This is a genomic window from Streptomyces sp. NPDC088254 (assembly GCF_044740925.1).
Lineage (GTDB): Bacteria > Actinomycetota > Actinomycetes > Streptomycetales > Streptomycetaceae > Streptomyces.
Genome location: NZ_JBIURQ010000005.1, coordinates 345478 through 363048, shown reverse-complemented (window position 1 = coordinate 363048; position 17571 = coordinate 345478). Strand labels below are relative to the sequence as shown.

At 67.6% G+C, this 17571-nt stretch carries 13 protein-coding genes and 4 pseudogenes; 5 read left to right on the top strand and 12 right to left on the bottom strand.

From position 1 onward, the window contains the following. Positions 1-1084 (top strand): annotated as a pseudogene (locus ACIOC0_RS17400) (transposase); the annotation flags it as partial. Positions 1085-1185: 101 nt separating this feature from the next. Here the strand turns inward: ACIOC0_RS17400 and ACIOC0_RS17395 are convergent. The 9 genes and pseudogenes from ACIOC0_RS17395 to ACIOC0_RS17355 form a co-directional block, all read right to left on the bottom strand. After that, positions 1186-2445: a tetratricopeptide repeat protein gene (locus ACIOC0_RS17395; protein ID WP_402155830.1), complete on the bottom strand. Its 1260-nt coding sequence runs from the start codon at positions 2443-2445 to the stop codon at positions 1186-1188. Positions 2446-2507: 62 nt separating this feature from the next. Beyond that, positions 2508-5369 (bottom strand): CHAT domain-containing protein, encoded by a 2862-nt coding sequence (locus ACIOC0_RS17390; RefSeq protein ID WP_402155829.1) that lies wholly within the window; start codon positions 5367-5369, stop codon positions 2508-2510. Positions 5370-5550: 181 nt separating this feature from the next. Next, positions 5551-5937, bottom strand: a complete 387-nt coding sequence (locus tag ACIOC0_RS17385) for a transposase (RefSeq protein ID WP_402155828.1) — start codon at positions 5935-5937, stop codon at positions 5551-5553. Between the two features lie 319 nt (positions 5938-6256). Then, positions 6257-6634 (bottom strand): annotated as a pseudogene (locus ACIOC0_RS17380) (transposase); the annotation flags it as partial. A gap of 190 nt (positions 6635-6824) precedes the next feature. Beyond that, on the bottom strand, positions 6825-6956 hold the full coding sequence (locus ACIOC0_RS17375) for a hypothetical protein (protein ID WP_402155827.1): 132 nt from the start codon (positions 6954-6956) through the stop codon (positions 6825-6827). A 38-nt stretch (positions 6957-6994) separates the two neighbouring features. Further along, positions 6995-8422, bottom strand: a pseudogene (locus ACIOC0_RS17370) (RHS repeat-associated core domain-containing protein); the annotation flags it as partial. Then, positions 8389-8853: pseudogene (locus tag ACIOC0_RS17365) on the bottom strand (transposase family protein); the annotation flags it as partial. The pseudogenes ACIOC0_RS17370 and ACIOC0_RS17365, both read right to left, overlap by 34 nt. 188 nt (positions 8854-9041) lie before the next feature. After that, positions 9042-9617, bottom strand: coding sequence for a hypothetical protein (locus tag ACIOC0_RS17360; RefSeq protein ID WP_402155826.1), 576 nt, complete (start codon positions 9615-9617; stop codon positions 9042-9044). A gap of 434 nt (positions 9618-10051) precedes the next feature. Next, a complete protein-coding gene (locus tag ACIOC0_RS17355; protein WP_402155825.1) occupies positions 10052-10735 on the bottom strand; it encodes a hemerythrin domain-containing protein in 684 nt (227 codons plus the stop codon). 214 nt (positions 10736-10949) lie between these two features. Between ACIOC0_RS17355 and ACIOC0_RS17350 the strand changes: the two genes are divergently transcribed. The 4 genes from ACIOC0_RS17350 to ACIOC0_RS17335 all read left to right on the top strand — a co-directional run bounded on the left by ACIOC0_RS17350 (position 10950) and on the right by ACIOC0_RS17335 (position 14106). Then, a complete protein-coding gene (locus tag ACIOC0_RS17350; protein ID WP_402155824.1) occupies positions 10950-11363 on the top strand; it encodes a hypothetical protein in 414 nt (137 codons plus the stop codon). Positions 11364-11414: 51 nt separating this feature from the next. Continuing rightward, positions 11415-11813, top strand: coding sequence for a transposase (locus ACIOC0_RS17345; RefSeq protein ID WP_402155823.1), 399 nt, complete (start codon positions 11415-11417; stop codon positions 11811-11813). 390 nt (positions 11814-12203) lie between these two features. Then, positions 12204-12410: a hypothetical protein gene (locus ACIOC0_RS17340; protein ID WP_340375380.1), complete on the top strand. Its 207-nt coding sequence runs from the start codon at positions 12204-12206 to the stop codon at positions 12408-12410. 13 nt (positions 12411-12423) lie between these two features. Next, positions 12424-14106, top strand: coding sequence for a DUF6895 family protein (locus ACIOC0_RS17335; RefSeq protein ID WP_402155822.1), 1683 nt, complete (start codon positions 12424-12426; stop codon positions 14104-14106). Between the two features lie 810 nt (positions 14107-14916). Here the strand turns inward: ACIOC0_RS17335 and ACIOC0_RS17330 are convergent. From ACIOC0_RS17330 to ACIOC0_RS17320, 3 genes are read right to left on the bottom strand one after another with little or no spacing between them, the layout of a single operon-like run. Beyond that, a complete protein-coding gene (locus ACIOC0_RS17330; RefSeq protein WP_402155821.1) occupies positions 14917-15933 on the bottom strand; it encodes an NAD-dependent epimerase/dehydratase family protein in 1017 nt (338 codons plus the stop codon). Beyond that, the gene (locus tag ACIOC0_RS17325) at positions 15930-16370 is read right to left on the bottom strand and encodes a type II toxin-antitoxin system RatA family toxin (protein ID WP_402155820.1); all 441 of its coding nucleotides are present in this window, start codon (positions 16368-16370) and stop codon (positions 15930-15932) included. Before ACIOC0_RS17325 ends, ACIOC0_RS17330 begins: the two co-directional genes overlap by 4 nt. 49 nt (positions 16371-16419) lie before the next feature. Next, positions 16420-17568 carry an acyl-CoA dehydrogenase family protein gene (locus ACIOC0_RS17320; protein ID WP_402155819.1) on the bottom strand — a complete coding sequence of 383 codons (1149 nt, stop codon included), beginning with the start codon at positions 17566-17568 and terminating at the stop codon, positions 16420-16422. Positions 17569-17571: the final 3 nt, after the last annotated feature.

Sequence of the window (17571 nt, the reverse complement as noted above, 5' to 3'; positions counted from 1 at the left end):
TGTCATGTCTACGGACGCGGCGACCGCAGCTCGGACCAGTTGGTGCCCGGCTGGCCCTACTCCTTCGTCGCGGCCCTGGAGTCCGGCCGCACCTCCTGGGTCGCTCTCCTGGACGCGGTCCGCCTGGGCCCGGCCGACGACGCGGCGACCGTCACTGCCGACCAACTCCATGATGTGGTCGAGCGGTTGACGAGTGCAGGCCACTGGAGACCGGGCGATCCGGACATCCTGATCGTGATGGACTCCGGCTACGACGTCGCCTACCTGACCCACGCTCTCGCCAACCTGCCCGTCGTACTGGTCGGGCGCCTGCGCTCGGACCGGGTCATGCTCCGCGACCCCGGCCCCGCCCGGTCGGGTCCCCAGGGTGGGAGCCCCCGCCGGCATGGGGCGTCCTCACGCTCAAGAAGCCCGACAGCTGGCACGAGCCCGACGTCACGACCGCCACGGACACCACCCGCTACGGCACGGCCACCGCGACGGCCTGGGACCGGATGCACCCCGGCTCACTCACCGCGGCCCCTGGCTGAACCACGCCAAGGAAGAACTCCCCATCCTGCACGGCACGTTGATCCGCCTGAAGGTCGAGCGCCTGCCCGGTGACCGTGACCCGAAACCGGTCTGGCTGTGGTGCTCGGCCACCGCCGCCGCACCGGCGGACGTGGACCGCTGGTGGCACTCCTTCCTACGCCGCTTCGACCTGGAGCACACCTTCCGGCTGATGAAACAGACCCTGGGCTGGACCGCCCCGAAGGTCAGGAACCCCGACGCGGCCGACCTGTGGACCTGGCTGATCATCGCCGCTCACACCCAGCTCTGCCTCGCCCGGCCCCTCGCCGAGGACCTCCGCCGTCCCTGGGAACGGCCCGCAGAACCCCGCCGCCTCACCCCCGCCCGGGTCCGCCGGGGGTTTCGCAACGTCCGCGCGACAGCAGTCCGCCCGGCGAGCGCGCCGAAACCGTCCCGACCAGGCCCCGGACGGCCTCCCGGCTCGAAAAACAAACAACGGGCCAGGCGCCACGACGTCGGCAAGACCGTCAAACGCGCCGAATCGATCAAGGAATACCAAGCCCAGCGAGGTTGAACGCCAAGCTGAGGTCAGCGTGTGACGCCCGCGTCGCGGGCCAGGATTGCAGCTGGTACTCGGTCAGCGACCTCCAGGGCAGTCAGGATGAAGGCAACTCATCAGTTCGGACTGGTCCTGGGGAGCGGGCCCGTCGGGTCGATGTGGGTGTCGATCCAGCGGACGACGCTCTCCATGAAGGAGTCGAGCCCGGGCGTCACCTGCGCGGCCTTGTCTCCAGAGGCGATGCGACGCAGGACCCCGGCGAGTGTGTCTAGCTCACCGCCACCGCGGGCAGCCAACGCATCCAGGACCTGGGGAAGTTCGGCCGCCGTCTCCGCGTCGCCGTTCGCGGCGGCCACCACCTTGGAGAGGAGGTGCCGTATCGGCTGGAGAACCCACAACCCGGGCGGGATGCCGACGTCGGTCGTCGGCATGTCGAGCAACCGGAAGACGATCACATGATGGAGGAGTTCGAGGTTGTCGTCGGGCACATCGGCCCTGTTCTCGAGCGCGCCACGCATGATGCGGACCAGCGGGCTCCACTCCGGAAATTCTTGGAGGTCGTCCAGAGCGAGGTGGGCCTGCTGGCGGGCGGTGTCGTCGCCGGCGATCGCGGCATCGACGGCTGACAGCACTGGGTCCCATGCGGCGAGATGAGGGGCGAAGCGGAGATTGAGCCGACGCCAGGCACGCGGCAGGAGGTCGTCCAGCGTTCGCTGCGGCAAGAGGGGATCCTTGGTGGTGAAGAGGCCGGGAAGGCTCTGTTCGAGGGGGATGCCGATGTGCTCGTACGCGGCCCGTTGCACGTCCGGCCAGTCGAGGGGGCAGGCCAGGACGTGTCCCCTGTACAGATTCTCGGCCAGTTGGTCCGCCACGGAATCGGAGGCGGAAACACCACCGTGCACGCACTCGGTGACGGCTCCGATCAGGTGATTGCACAACGCTTGCAGGGGTTCTTCGGCGGCGATGTGGAAGTTCCCCAGGTTGAGGTGACCGATGGCGAGATCATGGAGGTCACCCGCTTCGGTGGAGTGGCGGAGGGCTTCTCGCTGCAGGCGGACAGCCATCTCGACGTGGCCCTGCAGGTGCTCGAGACCAGCCTGCGACCCCATGACCATCCCCAGAAGCTTCGGATCCTCTCCCTGTTCGGCTGCCCGGCGCACGCGCAGAAGCAGCTCTCGGGCGTCGTCGAAGCGGCCCAGCGCCATCAGTGGGGCGTGGCTGTGGAATTCGACGCGGACGGATTCGGCTCTGACCGCCATCCTCTGGCGCAGCAGGTCGAGGAGTTCGTTGTTGAGATCGAGCGCCCTCTGCCATTCACGCAGGGCCAATGCGGCATGGAAGCCGGTCTCGAGGGCGCACTCGATCAATCGCCGCATCTCCCGCTCACGGGGGGAGCTGCCAGCCGTGGGTGTCAGGACCGACTGGCCGCGCAAGCGCGTCAGATCGCCCAGACTTGGTGGAAGTCGCCCTGCTCGTAGGCTTCCTGCAGCTCATCCAGCCAGGTGTCGGACGCCGTCTGCGGCTGCGGAGTGCTCGGGGCCGGTTCTCCCGGGGTGCCGGACGGGTTGTGATCGTTTTCTGCCGGGGTGGGCAAGGCCCCTGACACCTGGGCGATCCACTGCCGGCAGAAGGAACGGACAGAAGCGGCGTCCGCTTCGTCGGCCGCCTGGCGCAGCCAAGGCAGCACGCTGCGTACCGTCTCTGGCGACGCGTCCCGGGAGAAGAGCACTTCGAGGAGATGGCGGACCTCGCTCCAGGTGCCTTGTCGCGCTGCGTACGGAACGGCGTGGCGAGCAGCCGCAGCCTCCATGATCGTCAGTTCGCGGCCCGGGTGGTTCAGGGCCTCCGCGCTCATCATGCGCACCCAGAGTTCGGCGAGGCATCCGGAAACACTCCGTGAAAACTCCGGTTCGGCCAGGGCGCGCACGGCCTCTGCCACGGTGGGATGACTGCGGATACAGAGAACGCCCTCGTCCTCCTCATGGACACCGATGACGAGACCGGGGTAGATCTCCACCGCGACCTGACCCGTCATCGTGAAAGCGGTTCCGAGGCTGTCGGCGGATCCCGGAACGGGCGGAACCTCGACCTCGAAAGTGTTCTGTTCCGTCGCGCGTTCGACGGTCAGCAGGGCCCGTGCCTCAAGACTGCGCACCAGGCTCTGCCAGGGTGGTGCGGTGCCCGGCCGGTCGAGGTGCTGCCACAGCCTCGGCCAGGCATCGCGGAGAACCCAAGGGATGCGATCGTTCTCCTCCAGCTCGCACAGCAGAGCCCCCAGCAGCCGCTCGGGCTCCGGCAACTGCCTGGTCACTGTGCGGGTCCAGTGGGTAATGGCGAGCTGGTCGTCATTCAGTTCGGCGAGACGGAAGCCGCCGGGCCTGCCGACGTCGAGGACAACGTCGCGTGAAGCGTCCAGCAGCAGTCCTGGGTGGCCCCCACACGCTCGAAGGACGCTGCGAATGGTCTCTCGGGACCTCGATCCCGCGCGGAAGAGCGCCGACATGTCCGGCAGCGACCTGGCCAGGAGCGCGGCTTCGCGAGTCGAAAGCGGCGCGACTGGCAGACGCGTCACCCGGTCGTCCAGCTCGGGGACGGCACACGAAGTCGTCATGACCAGTCTGGACAGACCGTAGTGGCCGGTCATCGCGTTGACGAGTCTGCCCCATCGATGGTCCCGCCACCGCCCCTGTTCGGTGAGGAGAGGGGTCGCATTGTCCAGGACGACGAGGACGCGGTTGTTGGTCAGGAAAATCGACAGCAGCCGCAAGGACCTGGCGAGCAGGTCCGGGTCGTCCAGGGTGCCCGGGTCGTCGAAGTTGGCGATCGGTGGCAGGCCCGCATCCTCGAGCTGTTTGCGGAACTCGCGGGTGAAGCGTTGCAGGGCGGTGCCCACGTGCTCGTCGTCACGCACCTCGTGCCATACGACGGCCGCGAACCTGTCGGCGTGGGTGTGCGCGAGCTCGAGTGCGCAAGCGCTTTTGCCCACCCGCGGCATGCCGTGGAGCATCACTCCTGACGCACCGCTGCGGGGCGCGAGTGCCTTGCTCGCGGCGGTCAGCAGTCCGGCACGGCCCACGAACTCCACCGGCGGAGAGGGCAGGAAGGCCTGCTGTCTGGAGTGGTCCGCGCCGAGTGGCGGACCGGTGAGGGCGGGGGCGGTCAGCCTCCGGTCCGCGCCTTGACACCCGAAGAGGATGGGCGTCATCTCCGCCAGTGTCGGCCGTCCGAATTGCTCATGCCATTCCGACAGGGCGAAGGCCAGTGCCTGCGGCGGTGATTGAGTGGCATCGCCGATGAGGCGGTTGTAGACGCGGTGGGACAGTTCGATCGCGAACCGGTCGTCGACCGGGTATCGCATGCCGAGCACCCAGCAGTCCAGTTGTGCGGCCAGTGCCGCTGCCAGCGAAGGCGACGGTGATGTCCGGTCCGACCGGGACCCGGTATTCCTGTTGATCGGTCGGAGTTCGTCCACGTGCGCGGCGAAAGCGTCGGCTTCCGAGGCGCCCGACGAGCACGAGGAGACCATGGCGAACTTCACCCGCGTGGCCAGGGGGCCGAGGAGAATCCGCAGGTCCTCGTTGGTGACCAAGTCTGGTGAGCCGTCCTCCCGTTCCAGCAGGAGGCCAGTCGCCGATCCATGAGCGGAGACATGGAGGATGTCCCAGCCCTGTCCGTCGTTGACGACGTCGCGCAACCGCTTCCGTGTCACGCCGTACTGAAGGATCCGCAGGTCGATCGCCTTCCTGTGCACGGCACTCACCTCTTGGAAGAGGTTCGTCAGCGCGACCCTCTCCCGGCGGAGGTTGAGCGGGCTCGTGTCGTCGGGAAGGCTGAACAGGCCGAGTACCCGCAGTGCCTTTCCGGCTTCCGCCCGCGGCCGCGCCGGTGTCTGGAGGTCGAGATCGACGACGAAGCGGATGTCTCGCGAGGCAAGGGTGCGGCTGTCAGCGACGGCCAACTCCCACGGCCAGAGGGCAAGGTGACGTTTCTGCTCCGAGGTGATGAGCCGTACGGTGACCGGGACGGACTCGGCGATGAGCGCCTGCCCCACGGCCCCCAGGCCGTACGTGTACGCCCAACGCCCGATCTGGGTCAGGATCTCGCTCTCACCGTCGGCTGAGATCTCCGGCACGCCCGACCACTGCAAATGGCCGTGCAAGTCCTGCAAGGCGTCGGCCTCCCAGCAGGGTTCAGGTATGACCACCTGATGATCGGCCAGGAATTCACCTCCCCGGCTGAGCACCCACCTCCAGGACCTCGGCCCGTCGAAGTCTTCCACGCGGAGCTGCAACTCCAGCACCCGGCCGCCCCCTCGCCCCCGCACGTACGCGTAGTGAACTGGGTATTACTTTATGTGTTCGGCCGACGCCGCGGAGGGAACTCCCATGAAAGTCTTCCTGGTGCTGTGGACCCGCACCGCTGGAGCCCGCATCCGTCACCGAAGAGGATGCATGCTTCGGCGTTTCCGGAAGCGGGATCGGTCATCGCCGGCGGTGTGCTGCGGCGCGATCTCGAACTGCGGCGGCTGGATTCCCGCGAGGCAGCCCATATCCGGTCCGGTCGGACGTTCGAACCGAAGCCGCCGGCACCGGCCTGGCGGCCGCCCGGACCGGCGGCGCCCCGACCCGAGCGCCCTCCCCGTAACCGCTGGAACGGTCCCGGCAGATGACCTTCACCTCGGGGTGATCGCGGAGCCAGGCAGCGAGGTCCTCCCCGTCGCGGCCGTCGTAGAGGTGCAGCGGCCGGTGGGTGGCCACGTCGATCAATACCGTGCCGTAGTGGCGACCCTTGCGGAAGGCGAAGTCGTCGACACCGAAGACCTCCACGTTGCCGACCTCCGGCTCGGGCAGGGACCTGACCAGCCGCAACAGCGTGTCCCTACCTATGGTGAGGCCGACCGCGGACGCCAGCCGGGCTCCTGCCCGGCCGGCCAGGGCCAGCCCGATCTTCGTCAACACCTCGCGCAGCAGCGGGGTATGCCGACTGTGCGGGGTGGTCAGTCCCAACACCTGCTCGGCGAACGTCACCGCCGTGCAAGCAGGGTTCTCCGTACCTGTCCGCTCTGCTGATCGAGGAGGTCGAGCGGCGGCCGGACCAGGTAGTGCTGAGAACGCGGGTGCGGGCGACGACTGGCTCCTGTCGGTGCGGCCAGAGCTCGGCCCGGGTGCACGGTCGGTACGTTCGGCGGCTGCGTGAGTAGACGTCGGCGAGATGAGCGGAGATCTCCCCGTGGGTGAGGCCCTTCGCGGACAAGGACACCACCATCTCGTCGACGCCGGTCAGGCGGCGCTGCCGCTTCCTGACGATCTGCGGCTCGAACGTGCCGGCGGTGTCGCGGGGCACCCTCACCTCCACCGAGCCGACGTCGGTCAGCACGGTCTTCGCCCGGGTGCCGTTGTGGCTGTTTCCGTTGTTCTTCTCGGCCGGGTCGTGCTTCTCATAGCCGACGTGGTCGGTGATCTCGCCTTCCAGGGCAGACTCGAGCACCCGCTTGGTCAGCAGCTGCAACAGCCCGCCCTCGCCGGTCAGCTGCAGCCCGTCGTTCCGGGCCCGGTCAACCAGCATCGCAACGAGCTGCTCATCCGACACCGCACTCGACGGTGCCTGAACCACCTGCTCGGCCTGCTCGTTCTCCACGGCGGTCTCCGTCATCAGACGCGTCTCCTTGATCATCAGATCCGCCGTTGATTAGACACTCCCGGAAGGCCGGGCGAGTCCGTACTCGCCCGGCCTTCCCTCAGCGCTGCTTTGGGTGTTACTTGCGTTTACGGGCCTGTGTCACGCCGAAAATGATGAAAGCCACGATGACGATTCCAAACAGCAGCCAGAGAGGAATGCCATCAAGCCCTTTGTAGGCTAGTGACGTCGAAGCGATGTGTGACTGCACGAGATCTCCTCAATGTGATGCGCTGACCGTGTGGGCTTCTAGCTCGTTGCGTCTTCGTAAACAGCCTCCGTAGCCTCACCGACTGCCATTCCGCCGACCGCGCACGGAATCGCTCCTGCTCCGCCGGTCAGGTACGTACAGCCAGCCGTGAAAGCCTTGTCCGCAGCGAAGCTGATGGCCGTTCCGGCAGCTGCTTTGTAGTCTCCCGTCAGCAATTGGCCTCCGAATTCGCCGATGGCAATGGCGTCTCCGGCCTTGCCGACGGTGTCCATAACCCCGTTGAGGCTGATGGTGCCGGTCGGGTCGATGCGGTTGACGGGGTCGCCTTCGGCGTAGAGGTAGGGGTTCTTCTCCTGGCCGGAGGGGTCGGGCTGGGTGAAGCGGCCGATGTTGGCGTCGTAATAGCGGGCTTGGAAGTGATACAGCCCGGTGGGGTCCTGGTAGCCGCCGGCGAAGCGGTAGGGCTGGGCGACCGGTTCGGACGACTGCGGCAGGACGCGCACGCCGCGGGGGCTGTAGGCGTAGGTGTTGACCTTGTTGCCGTCCGCGTCCGCCAAGGCGATCACGCTGCCGATGGCGTCCGTGAGGTAGTAGTACGTCTTGCCCCCGGTCGTCATGGAGTTCAAGGTGCCCCCGGGTTCGCGGTTGAAGCCCATGTCCGCACCGCGCGGGCAGCCCTGCTCGATGCCCTGGGAGGTGAGGTCGCCGGCCAGGTCGTAGCAGTACTGCCAGGAGTCCGTGACTGCTCCGGCCTTCTCCTCCTTGGCGTAGGAGAAGCGGCCCGCCCCGTCGTAGGTGTACGTGCGCTTCGTGGTGCGGACGTTGTCCGTCAGGGCGCGGATCTTGGAGCCGCCGGTGGCTGCGTTGGTGCCGTAGCCGTAGGTGTAGGCCAGGTCGACCAGGGTGCCTTGCGGGGAGGTCGCCCTGATGGTTCTGGGGCGGCTGGAGTTGTCGACGTCGACCTTGTGCACAGTGCCGCCGGGGTAGGTGGTCGTGGTGCGGACGTCGTTGTTGTTGTACTTGTACGTCGTCACGCGGCCCTGAGGGTCCTTCAGCTCGCTGAGCTTGTTGACCTCGTTCCAGGTGTGGTCCACCTTGCCGGCCGGGTCCTGGTAGTAGTCGACGTTGCCGGCCGGGGTGTAGGCGAGCAGGGGCTGGGAGCCGTCCTGGAGGTGGCGGACCGTCTCGCGCTGGAGCGGGTCGACCTCGTACTTGGTGGTGCCGGTGCCGTCCGAGCGCTGGACGAGGTTGCCGTCGCCGTCGTACCAGTACTCGACCTTCACCGTGTTCGGCGAGGTGACGGTGCGGATGCGGTCGAGGTTGTCGTAGGTGTACGTCTTGGTGATGCCGCGGGCGTCGGTGACGGTCTTGGTGCGTCCCAGGTCGTCGTAGGTGAACGTCGTTTTCTCCAGCGGCGCCGGGGAGTTGACCCACTCCAGGTTGCCCTTGCCGTCGTAGTGGAAGTCGGGATGATCCCGTGCTGTCGCGGCGGTCGAGTCGTGAGCCGACCCAGGCAGAGCCGGCGAGGCCCGCAGCGCCGCCGGAGCGGATCGGTGAGGACCTACACGTTCATGCCGTGGCGCTCGTGCTTCCCGGAGCAATAGGGGGTGTCGGTGGCGATGCGGTCAATCGGCAGCAGTGTGCCGTCGAGGATGACGAACGCCTCCTCCTGGATCGTCCGCATTACCTCGGCCAGAGAGGGGGCGAGGGGAGCAGGACCTCGACGGCTTGACGTATGGAGCGGTAGACGGTCGCGATCCCGATGCCGAACCCGGCGGCGAGCTGGGGCATAGGTGTCACCGCACCGCAGGTGGGCCATGGCGAGCAGGACGTGAGGTGCGGCGGGAAGACGCCGCCAACGTGTCCCGATCTCCTGCCGCCCGGTCAGGAACCGCAGGGTCGTCTAACAGGAGCTTCATGGTTACGCATGCGTGTCCAGCTCGCGGTCAACACCACCGGCTCGGAAAGGGCTCAGGGATGACCTCCGGTCATGGTCGGGCGCACCACAACCGCACCGGATCACGCGGAGAACAGTGGGAATCATGGTGAGATGGTGGCTGACCCAGAGAAAGGGCCCGCGGTGATCTACAGCTGAACGGCGGGATCAATCGCTCTCACCACGTGACCATCCGTGGTCCCGCCCGTGCATTTCCAGACCGCGGTCTCATGGAAGTAACCCACATGCAGACCGCGGTCGTGCTCGCTACGGACGGGCCAGGTCACGCGATGGTGGCTCATGACGAATTCCTGCACCCCTTCTGCCACAGCACCCAGAACCTCTGTCGAATCGGGTGTGGAGACCTCCGCCGACTTGATGTGGACCACGCCGACCGGTCCCAGGTCCGGGTCGCGAACGTAGTCGATGTAGCAGAAGTCGCCGGTGGCCGCTTTCCCGGTGTCCTGCTCCGCCGACTTGGTGACCGTCTCGAAGGCCGATCTCGCCATGGAGAAGGTTCGCGCGGTCCAGGATTCACAGAACTCCGATTCCGGAATTTCTCCACGCTCGCCGTACAGTTCGGCCATCCACGTCAGCACCTCCTCGGGGAGTTGCTCCCCGTGCAGCCAGACCGCTCGCAGCATCCGGTCCTGCCAGTCCGAGAACTTCGACATCATCGCTGCCTTCCATTGGCAATGAAAACGGGAGGAGAAGTGGCTGCCCACTTCTCCCCCGGCGGTGATCAACCCGAAGGGTCTCAGGTGAAGAGACCTAGACGTTCAAAGTCGGGTTCCTGACGCAGATGTTCATGACGGTGAACTTCCCGCTGAATTCAACGTTGTCCGTCCAGTCGAAGAAGAAGGTCATGCCCATGGCCCTGTACTTCCCCCGGTCCGATTCCTGTCTTCCTCTCCCGTTCGGAACACCCCCAGGAGCCGTGGAACACGTAGGTGCCCGACTCCAGGTGGCTGTGTTCCTGGCCAGTTTCCTGTCCGAGGCGATCGAGGTCGGAGGCCGGTATGTGTTGTGGGGGAACCCCGACATCTGTGCCCGGCAGCTGCTGGCGACGCTGGGGTCATCGAGCCGAGCAGTTGGCCGACCGCATCACCGTAGGTACGGCGCGACAGCACCGCTGGCCAAGGTCGGGAACGCTCGTACGTCACCGCCTTTCGCTTCGGCGAACTCGGGCGGTGGTGCGCTTGTAGAGGCGAGCGCCGAGGGTGCGCCACAGGAGGCGGGCGGGGACGGGCATCTGAGAGAGGAACAGCTGGCGTTCCTGTGCGGTCGCGTCTTCGAGGATCGCGCCCAGGAAGATCAGGAGCTTGGCCTTGGGGACGCTGCGGCGTCCGCGTTCACCGACCTCGGTCCACTCACGGGGCGTGATGTGGTCGGTCATCAGGGGCAGGAGGTGCTCTTCTTCGTCGTCCATGTGGGCCGCGGCGTGCCGGTCGAGTGTGCGCAGCGCTTCGGCAAGGAGCAGGGCGGTGTCGCGGTCGGCCTGGGCGCGCCAGCGGTGCGACAGTTCGGTGGCCGCCGCGAGCGCGTCGGCGATGGCCTCGTGCTGGCCGGCCATCCGTGAGACGACGCTGTCGCCGGGGGCGGCGCGCTCGCGCAGCTTGGGCCACAGCAAATCGTCCTCGCCCTCGTGGTGCTCGCCCAGGGCGCCGAGGACCAGGTCGAGGTGGTCGGCGAGTACGGCGGTGCGTCGCCGGTCGCCCGGGGCGGCGGCTTCGATCAGGTCGGCCAGGAGCGGGATCTCGCGGCGGAAGACGCGGTGCAGGACGACCATCTCCTGCGGGTCCAGGCGCTCGTTGGCGGTGAACAGACCGGCGGTGGTAGGCATCGGGGGGTCCACTTCTGTGAGGGAACGGTGATCATTCCGGAGAACCCGCAGCCTAGGGTGCGTATCGAGTCGTGATCAATCAGCGGGTTTCACCGTCTCGGCCGGGGCACCGAAGCCCACCCTCCAGCCGCGCCAGAGGGTCCGACGATGTACTCAGGCGGAGCTGAGTACTAGCGCGCTGGTCGGCGATGGGGCGAGCGGAAACACTCGGGTCATGCGTAAACGACCACTGAGACCTGTTCCCCAACTGTTGGCGAGCCTGGTGCTGGCTGGGGTGTCGATGGCGGCGTGGGCTGCCTGGCTGGGCTGGGACCAGCACTATGACGTGCAACCCGATGGCACTTCGACCGGTCCGTACGAGGCCTGGCAGGTGATCGGGCTGGTGCTGACCCTGCTGGTACCGGTGTACTGGGCGGCATCGCGTCGCTACGTCGCCGGAGCTGTGCTCGGCACCACGGCCGGCCTCACCATTGCTGCCTATCTCGACTGGTCGGACGATTCCACCGGCCAGTTCATGGTCGGCGTGGGGATGGTCATGATGGGGAGCTTCGCCGTGACCGCCACCGCGTGCGCCGCGATCGCCTCCGCGAGACGGCCCCTGAGTCCTGGTGCACGTATTGGGTCCTGATCAATCTGTGGGATTCCTCGGGGGCTGGTCCTGGAGCGTAGGCCTTCTTGCGTGACTCGAGTGCAACTGACGGATGAGGAATGGGAGTTCATCGAGCCGTACCTGCCGATCGGCGAGTACGGCCCGTATCCTGAGCGGCTGCGGCAGCAGTTCGAGGGTGTGATCCGGCGGTTCAGGACTGGCGGACAGTGGCGGGAGATGCCGCAGGAGTTCGATGCCTGGTCGACGGTCCGCAACCGCTTCCGGCAGTGGCGTGGCGGCGGTGTCTTCGAGGCCCTGCTGGAGGGCCCGATCGCGGAAGCCGCGAAGCGGGGTGAGGTGGACCTGTCGCTGGTCGGCATCACGAAGCGGCGCACCGGCCTGGCGGGACGGTGCGCCGCTCTTCCGGTGTCGGGCCGGCTGCGCCGGGGTCAGTGCCGACTGCCGCCGCGGTGCCCCGAGGCGGACTGAGCTGCAAGATCCACCTCGTGGTCGAGCAGGGGCAAAAGCCCTTGTCCGTCGTGATCACGGCCGGGCAGCGGGGCGACTCCCCGCATTTCGAAGCGGTCCTGGAAGCCATCTGACGTCACCGGGTGCGTCATCGGGCGTCAGAGATTCGGTGCGATCATCCAGATCGACGGCCACGCCGACACGATCGGCCTCGCCGGATTCGGACGGAAACATGCCCCACCACATGGAGTTGCCTCGGCTGGGAGTCTGACTGAAAACCCTGCTGGGAGACCGAACGGCAGTCACGCAAGGAAAGTGTGAATGTATGAGTTTCCGCTCACATATTCCGCTGCCATGGTGAATTGGACGACAGTAGAGGGGAAATGCTGGACTTCGAGCAGGAGGTTCGTCATGTCCTGTCCACCGTCGGTTGATGCGCGTAAAGCGCTGGATTTCCTCAGGACCAGTGGGCTGGTCGACCTCAGTGTTCCCCTGGAGCGCGTGGTCGGTCAGGTCAGCCAGCTGGACGATGTCGCAGGCTATGTGCTCGCCTGGGAACGCTACGTCCTGGTCGTCGCCAACGAAGTAGCCGACGTCTCGGTGCCTGCAGAAGGCTGATCTGCTGGACAAGGTGACTGCCGGGAGGAACACGGTGGAAACAGAAGAACCCGGCGTCCGGTCATCTCGAAGGCGCGCGGTGGAGGACCGGGCCGTTGCCTGGCTCGCTGCGCGCCGGGCCATGTTGGACCCGCGCAGATCCCAGCCGGACCAAGTGCTGTTCACCCGCAAAGCTCTGATCGAGACGGCCTTTCTGGTGGGATTGCGTGCACGCCTTGATGGTGCACCTCTGACCGGTGGCTATGCGGCCGTTCTCGAACAGGTCGAGGACGTCGCCCGGCAGCCCTCTTACCGGGAAATGATTGCGCGAGACGAAGCAGCCCTCCTGCTGTACGCAGGGACATACGCGGCACTGCGGCTCTGCGGTCGTGAAGACCAGGAATTCCGGCGGATTGTCCAGCAGGCCTCGGACGGCGGATACGCGGCCGCGTTCGAGCGAGTGCCCTATCGGCAGCTGGATCTGCTCCACACCCTGTACCTGTGCGGGATCGAAAACGACCTGTCCTCCATGGACGAGGTTCTGCCCTTCACGCTTCTGTGTCGACGCCCGAACGTCCTCAAGCTGGGCGACCGCGACGTCTACGCCATCACACACACGCTGTTCTACGTCACGGACTTCGGTCTGCGCGAGCCTGTATGGCCCCGCGGCTACAGCCCGGGCGAGGCCGTCGAACTCCTCGAAGCGCTCCTCGTCCTGGCCGAGGCCCGTGCGAACGCCGACCTGGCCGGGGAGTTGTTGTGCTGCCTGTACTGCCTCGGCATCACCGACTCCCCAGCGGCAGATCGGGCATGGCGGTTCCTGGAATCCGTCCAGGAGGACAACGGGCGGGTGAACGGGCCCGAAGGCATCATCCACCCCGGACTGGACAGTGGTGATGACGAGTTCCGCCACTGGGCGGAGGGGTACCACACCACCATCGTCGCCGCCCTGGCCGGCCTTCTCGAGCGAAGCCCCCGACGGTCTGCCAAGCCACGCCCGGATCTGCCGCCTGCGGATATCCCTCTGGAAGCGCCCCTCAGGCGCGCTGTCCTGTGGCTGTGCGACGAAAGCATGATGAAAGACCCGCGCGTGGGGCTTCCCGGTGTCGCGGCCGCTGCTGTCGGGGCCGCAGCAATCCGGGAACACCACCTCGCCCGGCCGGCGCTCGAGCACTACGCGGCGCGCCTGGCCGACTCGGCCCCGGCCCTCTGGCAGGAACAGGGCATGGAAGTCGCGGGAGAGTTCGCCCTGGCCCTCCGCGCAGCGGGAGTCGGCTGTCCGTCCCTGGAACACTTCCTCAAAGCCACAGCCGATGTGGTCAGCTCGCTCGACAGGGTCCCTGCCGACATCTACGACAATGTGCACCGGCTTGTCGGCCTCGGTCTCCTCGGCCCGTCAACCGCCGCCGTCCCCCGTCAGGCTGTGCCACACGAACAGCGTCTCTACCCGCTTCAGGCCGCCGTCTCCCTGCGCGAAGCCAGAGAGACGTACCACCTCGGCCAGATCGCAGCCGCCATCCGCACCCTTGCCCAGGACGGGTGGGGCCATCACCGCATCACCCAGGACGCCATCTCCTTCCTCATCGCACAGCAGAACACAACGGGAGCCTTCGGGTACCCGGCCTGCGACGACCGGACAACACGCGCCCAAGCCCAGTACGCCTGGACCCGAAGCGCAGTAACAGCCCTCGCCGCCATCGTCGGCGGCAGGCCCTGACTCCCGACGCAGCGGTGAAACGAGGCCCCCCGGAAGGCATTCGTCGACTTCCCACCGCAGTGCCCTGTCCCGGCCGGGGCACCCACCAGGCAGAGCCGCCAGTGAACTTGAGTGAGTGATGTCGGTGCCGTTCGCCTGACAGCTTGGTGTCGGCACCGGTAGCCCTGGGAGTGTGAGGTACGCGCAGGGCGGCGGGCTGACCGACGTCGAGAGAACCACGCGGGAGCGGTTACGACTCCAGAACGGGTTGTGGGAGACCTTGTGCGATGAGCGAAGGTGCCGCCACCCCACCGGGCGATGGCAGCGCACCTGTTGGGCCGTATACCGTCCACAGCGCCGTCGCTGAGCTGCAGCGGGCTACCCCACACTGCCTTGCGCCACACCGGCACGGCGCGTTCGGGGCTGTCCTGGCCGGAGCAGAGCCAGGGCGCTTGGGCGAGTGCGCCCTGGCCGTCGCCCCGCAGATGATCCCCCGCAGCCATGTCAGTGAGGCCATGTCACCCCGCAGGTCCGCGTCGACGTCCACGCTGCGATCATCACGAGCCTGGAGCGTGGCTGGCCGGCCTACATCCAGGTCCTCATCGACAGCGGCGCCATGCAGACCCAGTAGCACCGCAGGCGGCGGAGACAGCCGCGCGCGAGGCGGCCGAAGCGGGGGCGAAGAAGAACCGCCGCCTGGTTCGGACGCCGTCGGCAGAGGGCCAACCCTGACTCCGCGACGGCCGGGCGGAGTGCACGGCTCCCTCCGGCCCGGCCGCTGCGGCTGGGCCGGAGGCCGCCGGCACCTCGGGTTGAGCGCTGTCGGTCAGTTCACGGGCGCCACGCCCGCGGAATGCGGCGAGCGGCTGCGGCATGAGTGTCCGCCCAGCGTCGGATGGAGCGGTACAACGTGGAAGTGACAGGCTCCACTCTGTGCGTCACCTCGAAGGGCTCGGTGACCGACAGGTAGCCCTGGTACGCCTGGAATGCCGTGACGCGCAGCAACTGTGCCCGGTCCAGGTACTCCCGCGCGAAGGGCAGATAGAAGCGATTCCACTGGTCCCCCGACACGTAGGGCAGCTGCTCCAGCAACGCCACTCCGTTCTCCGCGCGCCAACCGTTCAGGGCGTCCAGGATGGTGTCGAAGGCCTCCGCGACGCGCGGCGCGCCAGCGTTGCGGCCCAGTACGGAGAGCCTGGCGCTGGGGGGCCGGCCTCCCTCGACCAGGGCCGCGATGTGCCCGGCGATGTCGTCGGTGCTGACGATGTCCAGGTACGCGTCCTTGTCGCCGACCAGCGCGGGGACGGCTCCGGTGCACAACGAAGACGGCAGCCAGAAGAAGCCGCTGTACCGGTCCAGGAAGCCGTCCTCCCGCGCACCCATCACGATGGGGAAGCGGACGATGTCCGCCCCCGCGTACTCGGCGGCGATCAGCCGTTCGGCGGCGGCCTTGGACCACTCGTACGTGTTGCGGTACGCCCTGGGTGACGTGGGCTCCACGCTGCCTGTCAGTCCGATCGCATAGGAGGAGGACAGGTGGACGAGGTGGGTGTCCTCGTCCAGCCATTTGAGCAGGGCCCGCAGCGGAGCCACGTTCGCCTGCTCCGACTCCTCTTCAGTGAGGTTCCAGCGGGTGTCGGCGGCGCAGTGGACCACCACGTGCCAGGGGCCTCGCAGCGCATCGGGGGCCTCTTCGGCGCCGACCCGCCAGGCAAGCTGGCGCGGGGAGCGGCCACCGTGGCTGCTGACCCCGTACACGTCGTGGCCCGCCGCGGTCAGTCGGCGCAGGACGGCGCCGCCAACCGCTCCCGTGGCACCCGTGACGAGTATGCGTGCGGGGGAGGTCACGAGACGACGAGCCGCCTTTCGATCGCCCGGAGCATCTGATCGGAGTTCTCCCGCAGGGCCTTGGCCGCCACCGGGTTGAGCATGTCGGCCAGCAGCGGGATGCCGATCTCGAAGTCCACGGAGAACGTCACGAGGGAGGCGTCGCTGCCCTGCGGGTCCACCCGCCAGTAGCCGGAGAACCGGTCCAGATCCCCGGAGATCTGATGGAACGTCATGGTGCGTGTGGCCTCGTCGAGCTGGTCCTCCTCGACCCACTCCAGCACCGAGCCCTTGAGGAGCACCGACCATTCGCTCATGCGCTTGCCGTGCGCTTCGCCCCTCACGGTCACCGACTCGACGTTCTCCATGTACGCGGCGTAGTCCTCCAGTCGTGTGACGGCTCGCCACGTCTCCTCTACGGGCGCCTTGATCTGCAGGTTCACTTCGACATGGGGCATTGCTGACTCTCTTTCCTCGCAGAACGGTTCTCCGGGCGCACGGGCCGGTTCAGCCGGCCGGATCGAAGCTGATCTCCCGCCCGGTGCAGTGGTCTCCGACGACCTGGTCGCAGACGAGCAGGCTCGGTGGATGGTGGTGCGCGGCCAAGGAGTCGACCAGCAGGCGCGCGGCGGGCAGGCCGCTGGTGTACAGACGGCTTCCGATCACGGGGGTGAGGGCCGACATGGCGCGGTCCCGTACGTCGCTGAGCGTGGCGCGCAGCGCGATGGCCGCGGCTAGGGCGGCGCGGCCGGCGAGCGCGCCGTCCTCGAAGTCGCGGCCGAGTTGGCGACAGGCACCACCGAGCGTCAGCAACTCCCTGGTCGCGCGGCCCAGCAGGGCCACGCGCGGGCCGTACTGGCCGGAAGCGGACACTTGCCGGTAGGCCAGGTCGAGCAGGGCGCTGAGAACTCCGTGGTAGGTGGCGCCCAGCAGCACGGAGAACCACACCATGCCGGAGATCACCGTGTCGTCGATGACGTCGGCCGGCCCGCGGTGGAAGACGAGCCGGTCGTCCAGCTTCACGTCCTGGAACACCAGCTTGGCCGTGTCGGATCCGGTCATGCCCAGGGAGGGCCAGTCGCCCTCCACGGTCAGTCCCGGGGAGGCGGCTGGGCACAGGGCCAGGATGGTCTCGTCGGTCCCCTCGACGCGGGCGGTCAGGCACACCAGCGTGGCGGTGGAGGCAAGTGAGCAGGGGTACTTGACCCCGGACACGCGGTAGCCCTTGTCCGTCTCGACCGCCACGGACCGGCTGCTCATGAAGTTGGGGCTGCCGCCCGGCTCCGCGAAGGCCGACGCGACAAGGGCGCCCGTCCCGGCGATGCCCTCCAGCAGCATCCAACTGGTGTCCCGGTGGCGCTGCCAGTAGTCGGCCATCAGTCCCACGGTGAACGAGTGCATGTTCAGGGCGATGGCGGTGGACGGGTCGAGGGCGCCCAGGGCCCGCTGTGCGGAGGCCACGTGCACCAGGCCGGCACCGCCCCCGCCGAACTCCCGAGGGATCGCCAGTGCGGCGAAGCCGCTGGCGGCCACCTGCCGGATCCGGTCCGGGCCCGAGGCATCGTCCGGCGCGCCGTTCGGCGCCCACTCGGTGTGCCAGCCGGCGTCGAGCAGCTCCCTGTGGGGCGCTCGCTCCTGTTCTGCGCGGTTGCCCATGTG